Below are 14,043 nucleotides of genomic sequence, written 5' to 3'. Positions count from 1 at the left end.
AAACTGAACTATCTTGTTTTACTTAGCTACTTTAATTGAACATCCAATAGCTTTTGTTTCTGTTTTTTCTGGTGCTTTTCCTGCTAGTAAAGCATCTACTGCATTTTCTACATACGCAACATCTGCATTCTTAGCATCTCTAGCATTATTATCAATTGCACCAATGTATGATAATACAAAATCGTTATTATCTTTCTTTAAAATAAATACATGTGGTGTTCTTGTTGCTCCAAATTTTGGATATACTTTTTGTCCATCATCATACAAATATGGAAATGTAAATCCTTTATTTTTTGCTCTTTCTTGCATTGATGCATAATCATCTCCTTTAGAAACCCCTGGATCATTTGGGTTGATTGCTACTACAGGGTACCCTTTTCCTTTATACTTCTTATCTAATGCAATAATTCTATCTTCATACATTTTAGAATAAGGACAGTGGTTACAAGTAAACACTACAATTACTCCTTTGTCTTTAGCATAATCAGTTAATGAAACCATTTTGCCATCGATATTTTTCAGCGTAAAGTTTTCAACCTTATCTCCTATTTGATATCCTTTTTTATCTTTTTTGGCTGTAAATGCAACACTTCCAACAAGTATTGCTAAAATGAATAGTGATTTTAAAGCTTTCATAAATTATTAATTAATAAATTTTTGTAGTTCGTTTGTAAGTGTAGCATAATCGAATGACTGCTCGAAAAATGTTCTTTTGTTTTTATTATAGATTAATGTTGCAGGAATAGCACCTGTCCAGCTTTTATCTACTCCATTAATCCATTTGTTCTGATTTGGATCGTCTAGCACCACTACTTCAGGGGCCAATTCCCTATTCTTTATAAAAGGAATTAATTCACTTTCTATTTGATTAGGAAAATCTAAACTTACCAATAAAACCTCAACTTTTTCTGAATCTATCTCTTTATGTAATTTCTCAAATGCTGGTAATTCTTCAACACAAGGTTTACACCAAGTAGCCCAAAAATTTACCACATAAGTTTTATCGTCTTTTTTATGTAATAATGGTTCCAATTGATCAAAATTAAAAACCTTAATAGTTCCTTCTTGTTTTGGTAATGCCGCTGGTTCTTCTTTAGCTGTTTTTTCTTTCTTAACTTCTTGTTTACAAGAAATAACAAAAATGCTTAATACAGCTATCAGGATATATTTTGCTTTCATCATCATAAATTTAATTAAAGTACTAATGTCCTCTCTAAATATTAACTTTTTTTAACTAAAAAAAGCCTTCTTTTACGAAGGCTTTCGTTAATAATTTTTTACAAATCTTAGCCAAAGATTTCATTAAGTACTTTTGCCAATCGCAGTCCACCTTTTTGTAATTGTTCGCGTACTACAGGAAAATATTTATACGAATATCTGTAGCGTAATTTATCTCCAGATTTAACAGATCCATATACTTCTTTTGCTAAGTTATGTGTTTCTTTTACCCAATCTAGTACATTACCTTTTTGAATTGCTTTCTTTTCTTCTTTTGTTAAATCTTTTGCATTATTTGCCAACTCCATATAACTCATATCCCATTCATTTAGCATATCTCCATCCCATACTCTATGCAAATTAGAACCTCTTCCATGCCATTGAACTTGGATTGTATTACCACCTTTATCTTCTTTTCTCCCAATATGAAGCGGTTGATGTAAATCACCTATTAAATGCACTAACATTTTTAAATAAAAACGTTTGTCTTTATCACTAGTATTTTCATCTTTCAACACTTTAATACAGTGATTAATTCCTGTTACTAAATCTCCTTTCGGATTTTTTTCCGTAGTTTCATAATTACCATCTAAAGGCATATTTACATAATGCCATGGAAAAAACTCTCTATAGTTTCTGTCTGATTTTATTTCATCTGCATAGGTTGAAACAAATGCTAAACCTTCTCCTTGTAATAATTTTTCAATTTTTCGTTTTGCTCTTCTCGTAAGATTTCTTTCTGCAATTTCTCCTGTTGCTCTATGTCCTGTTGGCCCCCAGTCTGAAATCGAAAAAACTGATTGTGAAACCATTACAAATATTAATATCGCTATGAAATTTAACTTCATTATTTTATCTCTTTTATGCGAAAGTAACAAATATTCAATTTAAAATTTTGCGAATAAATAAAAAATTTTCATATATTTATGATATCAAAATAATATCATTATTAAATTAAAACTTATGGAATCAGAAAAAATCATCAAACCAGCTAATGGATATTTAATGTTATCTATATTCTTTATTTTATTTTTTGGAAGTATTGTAGCAGCTATTAAACTAAGTCAACCTGTATTTTTAATTATTACGTTTATTGCCATAGTATTATCCTTCGGATTTATACTCGTAAACCCAAATACCTCAAAGGTTATTCTACTTTTTGGTAAATACATTGGCACTATTAAACAAAATGGTTTGTATTGGGCGAATCCTTTTTACACAAAAAAGAAAATATCGTTACGTGCTAGTAACTTTGATAGCGAACGTTTGAAAGTAAATGATAAATTAGGTAACCCAGTAATGATTAGCACCATTTTAGTTTGGAGAGTTACTGACACTTATAAAGCTGCTTTTGATGTAGACAACTATGAGAATTTTGTTAGAGTACAAACTGATGCTGCCGTTAGAAAGTTAGCGAGTATGTATCCGTATGATAACTTTGCTGATGAAGGGCATGAAGAAGATATTACACTGCGTTCTAGCGTAAATGAAGTAAGTGAAACCTTAGAAAAAGAGTTGGAAGAACGTTTAGCCATTGCAGGAATTGAAGTTTTAGAAGCAAGAATTGGTTATTTAGCCTATGCACAGGAAATTGCGAATGCCATGTTAAAAAGACAACAAGCTACAGCTATCGTTGCCGCCAGACATAAAATTGTTCAAGGTGCAGTTAGTATGGTTGAAATGGCTTTAGAAGAGTTGAATAAAAAAGAGATTGTTGATTTGGATGAAGAACGTAAAGCTGCAATGGTAAGTAATTTAATGATTGTATTATGTGGCGATAAAGATGCTTCACCTGTAGTAAATACAGGGACTTTAAATCATTAAAATGGTAATTCAGCAACTATTAATTATTCAAAAAACAAGCAAATGAAAGAGAATAAAACAATTAATTTGAAAATAGATTTTACGAATAGTAATAAAAACAAATAATACTATGAGAGTTTTTAAAGAGTCACAACGTTTCAATCAACCTTGGATTATTATTTTAATAATCTTAACAATTGTTATTCATACAATTATTACTGTAAAGCAATATTTACATCATAAAATACCTTTATCTGAATTTATATTTGCTTTGGGATTGTTTATCTTATTAGGCGGCTTTATTTTTCTATTCAAGCTTAATACTAGAATAGACGAAGTTGGTGTACACTATCAATTCTTCCCTTTCCATTGGACTTATAGAGTAAAAAAATGGAATGAAATTCAGCAAATTTATACCCGTAAATACGATCCATTAACTGAATATGGAGGTTGGGGAATTAAAAGTCGTAATCTTTTTAAGATGAAAAGTGGTATCGCTTATAATATTAGTGGAAATATTGGTATCCAGTTAGTATTAAAAAACGGGAAAAAAATTTTATTAGGTACACATAAACAAAACGAAGCTGATAGCTGTATTAATCACTATTTTAATTCCAACAATCATGATTAGATTTTTGTTATTTACCGTACTATATCTAGTTACTTTCATTTGCTCTTTTGCACAAGTAACAACGGAAGATATACTTGTTAAAAACGATAGTATTGAACTTCCAGGAACGCTAAGTTTTACTAAGAAAAATGAACCTTTGGTTGTTTGGATTCATGGTTCTGGTAATGTAGATAGAAATGGAAACCAAGGAAACGTTATTAAAGCAAACTATATTAAGCAGTTTAGAAATGCAATGAATGCTAATAATATTGCTTTTTTCAGCTATGATAAAAGAACTTCTAATAAAAAGAATTTTAAGTATCTGAAAGATATATCTTTTGAAGATCTAGTAGAAGATGTAAAAATCAGTATTCAGTATTTAAAGAAAAATTATCATTTTTCTAAAATTGTATTGGTAGGCCACAGTCAAGGTTCATTAATTGGTGCTTTATTAGCAAATGATGTAGACATGTATATATCACTTGCGGGGCCGGGAGAGTCTGTAGACAAAGCTATTGTAAGGCAAGTTTCACAAAGTGCTCCACACCTAAAACTAATAACAGAACTCCACTTACAAGAACTAAATAAAACTGGGACTATTAAAGAAGTAAACCCAATGCTTTTGTCGTTATTTAAACCACAAAATCAAGCTTTTCTTATTTCCTGGATGAAATATAATCCTATAGAAGTTTTTAAAACTATTCAGAAACCAACATTAATTATTAATGGAACAAAAGATTCTCAAGTAACAATTGCAGATGCAAAAAAACTCCATAATAGTTTACCTACATCACAATTAGTAATTATAGAAAATATGAATCATGTTTTAAAGGACATTATTAAAGATGAAGACAATAGGAAGTCTTATTTTAGCAGCGAATTTCCTATTTCAAAAGAATTAATTTCAACAATTGTTACCTTCATTAAGAAGCAATAAATATTATGGCGAAAAAAAAGGCATTTGCATTACGAATCAATGAAGATATGCTCAAAGCTATAGAAAAATGGGCATCTGACGAATTTCGTTCTACCAACGGACAAATCGAATGGATGCTTATGCAAACCTTAAAACAAGCTAAAAGAGATCCTAAAAAGAAAGAAGAAGAGGAATAAAATAAAAAAACTCTTCTTCCTTTTTTCTTCTTTCCTCGCTTTTCTTTTCACCTGTAGCCCCCTAAATCAAATGCCACAAGTTGCATTAACACTTTTTTAAGAAATAGTCAAATGAATTAGCTGTATTTTTAGTTACTTAAAATCAACTAATTCATTTTTCATGAAAAAACCAATCACGCTACTATTACTACTAGTAGCTTCAATTGTATTCTCGCAAGAATTTTCTATGGACTTGGTAAAAAATATGAAACCAAGAAATATTGGACCAGGTGGAATGAGCGGAAGAGTAACCTCTATTGATGTTGTACAAGAAAATCCAGATGTTATGTATGTAGGAACTGCCTCAGGTGGTTTATGGAAATCTACTTCTGGCGGTATTAAATGGGAACCAATTTTCGACAATGAAGTAACTGCGTCTATTGGAGCTGTTGCTATCCAACAATCTAATCCAAGCGTGGTTTGGGTAGGAACTGGAGAAGGAAATCCTCGTAATAGTTTAAATGGTGGTTATGGTATTTACAAAACTTTAGATGGTGGAAAAACATGGAAATCGATGGGATTGGAAAAAACACGTCATATCCATCGTATTATTGTAGATCCAGACAATCCAAATACTGTATATGTTGCTGCTATTGGATCTCCTTGGGGAGAACATAAAGAAAGAGGTGTTTATAAAACTATAGATGGAGGTAAAACTTGGAAACAAATTTTATTTAACAATAACAAAACTGGAGCTGCAGATTTAGTAATGGATCCATCAAATCCTAATAAATTAATTGCCGCAATGTGGGAACATAAACGTGATCCTTGGTTTTTTAAATCTGGTGGAAAAGGAAGCGGACTTTATATTACATATGACGGTGGTGAAAACTGGAAAAAAATAACTGAAAAAGAAGGCTTTCCAAAAGGAGATTTGGGACGTATTGGTATAGCTATTGCTAAAAATAATCCAGATATTATATACGCATTAGTAGAATCTAAAAAGAACGCTCTATACAAGAGTGAAGATGGTGGGTTCAAGTGGAAAAAAGTAAACGATAAAGCTGGAATTGGCAACAGACCTTTCTATTATTCAGATATTTTTGTGGATCCTCAAAATGAAAATCGTTTATATTCTATTTTTACATATGTAAATGTTTCCCAAGACGGTGGAAAAAACTTTAGTCAGTTAATGCCTGCTTATGGCGTGTCTAATGGTGTACATCCAGATCATCATGCTTGGTGGATTCATCCTGAAAACGGGAAATTTATGATTGATGGAAATGATGGTGGATTAAATATTACCAAAGACGGTGGTAAAACATGGCGCTTTATTGGAAATTTACCTGTAGCTCAATTCTATCATATTAATGTAGATAATGAATTTCCTTATAATGTATATGGAGGAATGCAAGATAATGGTTCATGGAGAGGACCTGCTTATGTATGGAAAACACAAGGAATTAGAAACTCTTATTGGCAAGAAATTAGTTTTGGAGATGGTTTCGATGTAGTCCCAGATAAAGATGATTCAAGATACGGATGGTCTATGAGCCAACAAGGTTTTGTATCTAGATATGATTATAAAACAGGTAACAATTATACTGTAAGACCAACCCACCCAGATCCTGATGTTAAATTACGTTTCAATTGGAACTCTGCTATCAATATTGATCCTTTTGATAATTCAACATTATATTTCGGTAGTCAGTTTGTTCATAAATCTACAGACAAAGGACTAACATGGGAAGTTATTTCTCCTGATTTAACTACAAACAATAAAGAACAACAAAAGCAACACGAAAGTGGCGGATTAACTTTAGATGCTACTGGAGCTGAAAATTATAATACAATTTTAGTTATTGAGCCTTCTCCGTTAGAAAAAGACATGCTTTGGGTTGGTACAGATGACGGGCAAGTACAATACACCAAAAATGGTGGTGCTACATGGACTAATGTTTCTAAAAATATTAAAGGATTACCTGCTGGTACTTGGATTGTGCAAATAAAAGCTTCTAACAAACATAAAGGTGAAGCTTTATTGGTTGCCAATGATTACCGTCGTTTTAATTATACTCCTTATGCTTTTAGAACGAAAGACTATGGAAAAACTTGGCAACGTATTGTTGATGAAAATGATGTAAAAAGCTATACTTTAAGTATTGTAGAAGATCCGGTAGAGTCTAACTTATTATTCTTAGGAACAGATGATGGTTTATATATTTCTATTGATGCTGGTGAAAAATGGACGAAATGGACTGAAGGCTTCCCGACTGTATCTGTAAAAGATTTAGTAATTCACCCTAGAGAACATGATTTGGTTATTGGTACTTTTGGTAGGGCAGCTTGGGTTTTAGATGATATTCGTCCTTTAAGAGCTATTGCGGCTAACAAAAGTGTTTTGGAAAAAAGGATTCAATTATTTGAGCCTCCTACGGCATACCAAGCAAATTATCAACAACCTACTGGTAGTAGATTTGGAGCAGATGCTATTTTTAATGGTACCAATCGTTCATGGGGTGCTAAACTACATTACTATATAAATGCTCCTAAAAAAGATGCTACTAATAAAGAAGAGAAAAACAAGAAGCAAACTGAGAAAAAAACTGAAGAGAAAAACAAAGTTAAATGGGATTCTATAAAGTTTGAAGTTTTTGATGGTGATCGTCTTATTAGAACATTAAAGCGTAAAGTTCCAAAAGAAAATGGAATTCATGGTGGTACATGGGGAATGACTGAAAAAGGAGTTGCAAGACCTTCAAGAACTATTAGAAAACTAAAAAGGGAACCAAGTGGTGTTTCTGTGAAGCCTGGCACTTATAAAATGAGAGTTACTTTTGGAGACCAAGTTTCTGAGCAAAACATTACTGTTAAATACGATCCTAGATTACAAATCTCTAAGGAAGCTATTAATGAAAAGTACAATACTTTAAAGGCTTTAGAAAAGCAGCAAAAAGTATTGTTTGAAGCTGTAAAACAATTAGCTCAAAGTAAAAAAATCGCAGAGGGTTATAAAAAAGAATTCTCAACTAAAGACAAGAAAAAATACAAAGATCAGATTAAATCTTCTAAGGAAGTTATTAAGAAAATCGATACCTTATTAAATATCTATTTAGGTAAAGTTGATAAGAGACAAGGAATTATCAGAAGTCCTGAAGTAAATGTTAGCCAACGATTAGGAACAGCCTCTTGGTATATTAATAGTAGATTTGGTAAACAAACTCCTACAGAAAAACGTTTAGTTGATCAGTTTAAAAACGCTTTAGCTACTGCCTTAGAAAAGACCAATGTATTCTTCGAAAAAGATTGGCCAGCATATAAAAAAGAGGTAGAAAATATTACTATTTCTCCTTTTAAGGAAACTAAAACATTTTCTATTAAATAAGAGTTTCAAATAATTTCACACTTAAAATCACCCATTTCGGGTGATTTTTTGTTGTTATACAGAAAGTATTTTTGCAATGTCACCCAAAAAATACTAAATATGAAACAAAAAATTTTGCTACTCAGCATCTTTTGCTGTGTGTTTAACTTCTATGCACAAAACATTACTTTCACCAATCCTATTTTTAAGCAATTCATAGTTCAAGCAACGCAAACTGATACTAATAATGATGGAGAAATTAGCTTTCAAGAAGCACAAAGTTTACAAGGAAAATTAAGCTTTTTTTCTAATGTTTTTACAGACCTTTCCGATTTACAATACTTTACAAACATTAAATATTTAGATGTTATTGAGACTTCTATTACAAGTTTAGATTTAAGTGCTAATACTTCGTTAATTCAAATAAGCATTCAATCTAATCCTTTATTAACTTCTCTTAATCTTTCAGGAAATACCTTAATGGAAAGAATTGATGTAGTTGGAAACTCAACACTAAATAACATTAATTTAGGGCTTATTAATTCTTTAAAACATATTGATGTTAGTGGTAATAAAATCGCTTCTATTAATCTTAGTAATAATTCTTTACTCGAATTTTTAAATATTAGCCAAAATGAACTAAATACTTTAGATATTAATAGTAATACCGTTTTAAAAACTTTATACGCTTCTAATAATCAATTAACATCAATTAATTTATCGAATAATACTTTACTAACATATGCTAGGCTAAATAATAATAGTCTAACAGCAATTGATGTTTCTCTAAATACAGCATTAAAACATCTTTATATTAACAATAACAGTTTAACTAGTATTGATGTTAAACAAAACTCTTTAAATTCTTTAGATTTTAGTTATAACCCCAATTTAAAAGAAGCTTTTATAGCTGGTTCACATACATTTTCAGCTGCAACCAATAGTTTACATTTTGAAAATTGTTTGAACTTAGAGCATATATGTGTTGCACCTCAACTTTTTCAAGAAATCGATAATAAAAAAGGGACTACAAATTATTCCAACTATGAAATTAGTCTTAATTGTGGCATAGGAAATATTATTCATTTTAAAGATCCAAGATTTAAAGATGCAATATTACACCCTATTAATGAAGTAGACACCAATAATGATGGGGAAATTAGCTTTTCTGAAGCTGAAGCAATTACAAAACTTTTAGCGTATGGATATAAAAATAACATCCCTGCTGATTTTACAGATCTGTCTGAATTAAAATTCTTTACTAATCTAACATCTCTTCATATAACTGGTAGTGATAATAGTACTCTAAGTACTATCAATTTAGAAGACAATACTCTTATTGAAAATTTAAGTATTGAACTTCAAAATATTACGGCAATAGATTTAAGTAATCAAACTAGTTTAAAAAGGCTAACAATATATAATAAAGCAATTACAAACATTAATCTTACTAATAATACCTCATTAGAAGGAATTGACTTAACTCACTTACCTCTCAACTCAATTGATTTGAGTAGTAATTCGAATCTTAAAAAAATACGACTAGGAGGTTTACCACTTACAAATATTGACTTAAATACAAATACTCTTTTAGAATCTTTTGAGCTAATAGGTGCCTCTTTAACTAATGTAAGTTTTAACAATAATAATGAGTTAACGGAAATAAGATTGTCAGACAATGAGCAGCTTAATACCATTGATTTAACTGGTAATTTAAAATTGAATAAACTTACAATAACAAATAGTAATCTCTCCACTATCAATGTCAATAATAATGCTGCTTTAAACTCTCTAATTATTAACCAAACTCCTCTTACATCTTCTATCGATCTAAGTAATAACACAAATCTTACATCTCTAGTTTTAAACAGCTGTCAGCTTTCTTCTATTGATCTAACTAATAATACAGCACTAGAGACTTTAAATTTACATGAAAACCAACTAAATAGTTTACAACTAAATAATAATGCAAATCTAAAAAGCATAACAGCCACAAAAAATCAACTTACAAATATTGATTTAAGTAATAATGTACTTTTAGAAACTTTAAGACTTGGAGAAAATCAATTATCTACAATTAACCTAGATCATAACTCTAATTTAAAAGTTTTAAGTCTTGGTAATAATAATCTTACTACGTTAGATGTTAGAAACAATAATTTAAATAGTTTGGTATTTGCCGGTAATCCTTTTCTTACAACTGCACTTTTAACAGGGCAAACTTTTGACAATAATTTTGATAATGTTTATTTCGAATTCACTCCAAAACTATCTTATATCTGTATAAACCCTGAACTTGTTAACGCAGCCAAAGAAAGAAGGAATACAATTGGTTATAGTACTTACGAAGTTGGAATTGATTGTACTAAGCAAAACTTTATTAAAGGGACTGTAAAATATAGTAGTAATGGAACCGATTGTAATGATTCAAATAACGGGTTTACTAAAATACAGTTCATTATTCAAGATCCAACTTCTGGAGGTTTACCAACTGTTGTTATTCCTGACGAAAACGGATATTATGAAGCTGCTGTAGCCGATGGAAATTACTTCTTACTTACTAGTTTTACCACTCCAAACTCTCAAGCTTTTAATATTACGCCTAATACTACTTCGTTTCCTCAGTTCATTAATTTTCCTGGCAATGGTCCTGTAAAAGTCCAAGATTATTGTGTTACTAAAAACCAAGATTTAAACGATTTAGCAACTACTATTATTCCGATTGGATCGCCAGCTTCTCCTGGAGCAAACACGTCTTATATCATAACTTATAAAAATAATGGAACTATCGTACAGTCTGGAACAATAACACTTTCGTATGATGAAGACATACTTACTTTAGCAAATGCATCTCCATCTACTTCCTCTACAGCTACCAATGAACTCTCTTGGTCATTCAATAATTTACAACCTTTTGAATCTAGAGAGATTTCCATTTCTATGAGTATTAATGACACAACAGATACTCCGGCTGTTAATGTAGATGATGTTTTAAATTATACTGTTGCAATTGCTGGAGCAACAGACGATGTGCCGCTAGATAATACTATGACTTTCAATCAAACTGTAGTAGCTACTCCAACTACTACAAGTGGTAGAACTATGGTAGCAACAAAAAATGGTCAACTATTTTCTAAAACGTCTTCTAGTACAACTGAAACTAATAACATTACTTGTTTAGAAGGCAATAGGTTAGATCCTGATGATGTTGGAAACTACTTACATTACTTAATCAGATTTGAAAACATATATACTGAGAAGACTATAGATGTTCGTTTAGAAACTCTAATAGACACTAACATATTTGATATAAAAACATTAGAACCATTACAAGCTAGCCATTCTTATGTAACTACAGTTACCAATGACGAGAATGTTACATTTTTATTTGAAGATATTAACCTTCTTAATGAAGGCGACAATAACTCAGGCTATATTCTTTTTAAAATTAAAACATTAGATACACTAGCAGAAAATACTATTATTGAAAATAATGCTACAATTCATTTCGATTTCAATACGCCAATTATTACAAATACTGAACGTGTAGAAATTAAAAAAGAAACAACAACACCTACAGGATTTGATGACTTTTTTACTGTATACCCTAATCCAACATCTGGTATATTAAATATTACAAAAAAGATAAATACTGTTCAGGTACAATATATTGCTATTCATGATTTAGCCGATAGAATTGTTGGATTCTATTTTGGAAATGTCACCACATTTGATGTAGGCTACCTTTTCCCGAACATTTATATTATTAAAGTTCATACCGACCAAGGAATTTTAACCAAAAAATTTGTAAAGACAAACTAAGCAGTCTTTACAATACATGTTAACCTACATCTTTAAATTGCACTCGTTTAGAATTACTAAACGGGTGTTTTTTGATTTAAGAAATGCTAAAAAAACTTATTTAAATTGCCAATATTGAAATTAGTACATTTACTTTCCTAAAATTGAAAATATTATTAATCAATAAAAATCGAATGAAAAAATACTTTTTTATCATTTTAGCTTTTACACTAGTTAAAATATCTGCACAAAGTAACCCTGAAAAAGAATTAGGAATTTGGTACATGTACAATGGTTCACACAAAGTATCTGAAAGATTTAGTATAAAATCGATGGCACATTTTAGATTTTTTGAAATTGGAGAAGATCTGCAGCAATACATTTTACGTTTTGGTGTGAATTATAAAATTGACAACACATTTAGTGCTACATTAGGATATGCATTTCTAGATACAGATACTACATTTGGATTGGATGGCGGAACCTTTGGTGATCATCGTATTTATGAAGATCTACTTGCTAACCATAAAATTTCTAAACTAAGTTTCGCTCATAGGTTAAGAGCAGAACAACGTTTTTTTAATTCTCAAACTGGTCATTTATTAAGATATCAATTAGGTTTAAGTTATCCGATTGCAAAAAAATGGTCTACATATATCTACGATGAAGTCTTTTTCGATTTTGACGGTGGAGATGCATACAATCAAAATTGGTTTGGACTTGGTTTTAAATACCAACTCTCTAAAATTGTAAAATTACAATTTGGCTATATGAGCATTAATATAAATAATCTCAACTTAGATAGAATTCAGGTTGGTATTGCTATTAGCACAGATCATACTAAAAAGAAATAATTATTTTAGAGCATTCAAATAATCTATTCTATGCAAGAACAACCACTATTTACAAACGATGCTATTGTTTTTGGAATCTTAATGATTTCCCTTGGGTTTGTATTTTATACCGAAAGTATTAAAAAAGGTTTCTGGCCTAAATTTTATAAAATCGTGCCTGGTTTATTAATGTGTTATTTAATTCCAGCCATTTTTAACTCACTCGGAATAATATCGTCAGATGTTTCTAAAACATATTATATAGCCAGTCGTTTTTTACTACCTGCTTCATTAGTTTTAATGACGTTAAGTATTGATTTAAAAGCTATTTTTAATCTTGGTCCAAAAGCGTTAATTATGTTCTTTACAGGAACTCTTGGAATTATTATTGGTGGGCCAATAGCCATTTTACTCATTTCTTTAGTTTCTCCAGAAACAGTTGGTGGTGTTGGATTCGATGCAGTTTGGAGAGGTTTATCTACACTTGCCGGTAGTTGGATTGGTGGTGGTGCAAATCAAGCAGCTATGTTAGAAATTTATCAATACAACCCAGAAAAATATGGTGGAATGGTATTGGTGGATATTGTTGTAGCTAATATTTGGATGGCTTTATTATTAATTGGAATAGGAAAGTCTGATAAAATTGATACTTGGTTAAAAGCAGATACATCAGCTATTGAAGCATTGAAAGAAAAAGTAAGTTCTTTTACTAATAAGATTTCAAGAAATCCTTCATTAACTGATTTAATGATTATGCTTTCATTAGCTTTCGGAGCTGTAGGAATTGCACATTTTGGAGCTGAAGGGATTTCTGCTTTTCTTACTGAAAATGTGAGTGCAATTGCTGATAAAACATCTGCTTTATCTTCATTTTCTTCAAAATTCTTTTGGATGATTACTATTGCAACTGCAATTGGAATTATCTTATCTTTTACCAAAGCTAAAAATTATGAAGGTGCTGGTGCTAGTAAAATAGGAAGTGTTTTTATTTACGTATTAGTAGCTACTATTGGTATGAAAATGGATTTAGCTAAAATTGTAGATAACCCTGGATTAATTGCTATTGGTTTAGTTTGGATGGCTATTCATGCTGGACTTTTAATTTTAGTTGCAAAGCTTATACGTGCTCCTTATTTCTTCCTTGCTGTAGGTAGCCAAGCAAATGTTGGAGGTGCTGCAAGTGCTCCTGTAGTTGCTGCGGCTTTTCACCCTTCTTTAGCTACAGTTGGTGTGCTATTAGCTGTATTTGGATATGTTGTAGGAACCTACGGAGCTATTTTGTGTACAATTTTAATGGAAATGGCCTCAAAAGTTGCATAGAA

General features: G+C 30.7%; 11 protein-coding genes. 8 read left to right on the top strand and 3 right to left on the bottom strand.

From position 1 onward, the window contains the following. Positions 1-18: 18 nt before the first annotated feature. From ACKTTC_RS12205 to ACKTTC_RS12195, 3 genes are all read right to left on the bottom strand, one after another. On the bottom strand, positions 19-636 hold the full coding sequence (locus ACKTTC_RS12205) for a thioredoxin family protein (RefSeq protein ID WP_408040115.1): 618 nt from the start codon (positions 634-636) through the stop codon (positions 19-21). Positions 637-642: 6 nt separating this feature from the next. Next, the gene (locus ACKTTC_RS12200; protein WP_408040114.1) at positions 643-1,185 is read right to left on the bottom strand and encodes a TlpA family protein disulfide reductase; all 543 of its coding nucleotides are present in this window, start codon (positions 1,183-1,185) and stop codon (positions 643-645) included. 101 nt (positions 1,186-1,286) lie between these two features. Next, a complete protein-coding gene (locus ACKTTC_RS12195) occupies positions 1,287-2,066 on the bottom strand; it encodes a S1/P1 nuclease (RefSeq protein WP_408040113.1) in 780 nt (259 codons plus the stop codon). 115 nt (positions 2,067-2,181) lie between these two features. Here ACKTTC_RS12195 and ACKTTC_RS12190 point away from each other — a divergent pair, with 115 nt between their 5' ends. The 8 genes from ACKTTC_RS12190 (at position 2,182) to ACKTTC_RS12155 (ending at position 14,041) form a co-directional block, all read left to right on the top strand. After that, on the top strand, positions 2,182-3,042 hold the full coding sequence (locus ACKTTC_RS12190; protein WP_408040112.1) for an SPFH domain-containing protein: 861 nt from the start codon (positions 2,182-2,184) through the stop codon (positions 3,040-3,042). 109 nt (positions 3,043-3,151) lie between these two features. Further along, positions 3,152-3,652: a hypothetical protein gene (locus ACKTTC_RS12185; protein ID WP_408040111.1), complete on the top strand. Its 501-nt coding sequence runs from the start codon at positions 3,152-3,154 to the stop codon at positions 3,650-3,652. Further along, positions 3,645-4,568, top strand: a complete 924-nt coding sequence (locus ACKTTC_RS12180) for an alpha/beta hydrolase (protein WP_408040110.1) — start codon at positions 3,645-3,647, stop codon at positions 4,566-4,568. Before ACKTTC_RS12185 ends, ACKTTC_RS12180 begins: the two co-directional genes overlap by 8 nt. Before the next feature lie 5 nt (positions 4,569-4,573). Next, positions 4,574-4,744 carry an Arc family DNA-binding protein gene (locus tag ACKTTC_RS12175; protein ID WP_408040109.1) on the top strand — a complete coding sequence of 57 codons (171 nt, stop codon included), beginning with the start codon at positions 4,574-4,576 and terminating at the stop codon, positions 4,742-4,744. A 160-nt stretch (positions 4,745-4,904) separates the two neighbouring features. Further along, a complete protein-coding gene (locus ACKTTC_RS12170; protein WP_408040108.1) occupies positions 4,905-8,108 on the top strand; it encodes a WD40/YVTN/BNR-like repeat-containing protein in 3,204 nt (1,067 codons plus the stop codon). A 99-nt stretch (positions 8,109-8,207) separates the two neighbouring features. Next, complete coding sequence (locus ACKTTC_RS12165; RefSeq protein WP_408040107.1) at positions 8,208-11,909, top strand: DUF7619 domain-containing protein; 3,702 nt, start codon at positions 8,208-8,210, stop codon at positions 11,907-11,909. A gap of 173 nt (positions 11,910-12,082) precedes the next feature. After that, positions 12,083-12,742, top strand: coding sequence for a DUF2490 domain-containing protein (locus ACKTTC_RS12160; protein WP_408040106.1), 660 nt, complete (start codon positions 12,083-12,085; stop codon positions 12,740-12,742). Positions 12,743-12,772: 30 nt separating this feature from the next. Next, positions 12,773-14,041: a DUF819 family protein gene (locus ACKTTC_RS12155; protein ID WP_408040105.1), complete on the top strand. Its 1,269-nt coding sequence runs from the start codon at positions 12,773-12,775 to the stop codon at positions 14,039-14,041. Positions 14,042-14,043 lie beyond the last annotated feature (2 nt).

The organism is Tenacibaculum amylolyticum (genome assembly GCF_964511145.1).
In the GTDB taxonomy this organism is placed as follows: domain Bacteria; phylum Bacteroidota; class Bacteroidia; order Flavobacteriales; family Flavobacteriaceae; genus Polaribacter; species Polaribacter amylolyticum.
The sequence above is the reverse complement of the archived record's forward strand: the minus strand, read 5'-3'. Positions and strand labels throughout refer to the sequence as shown.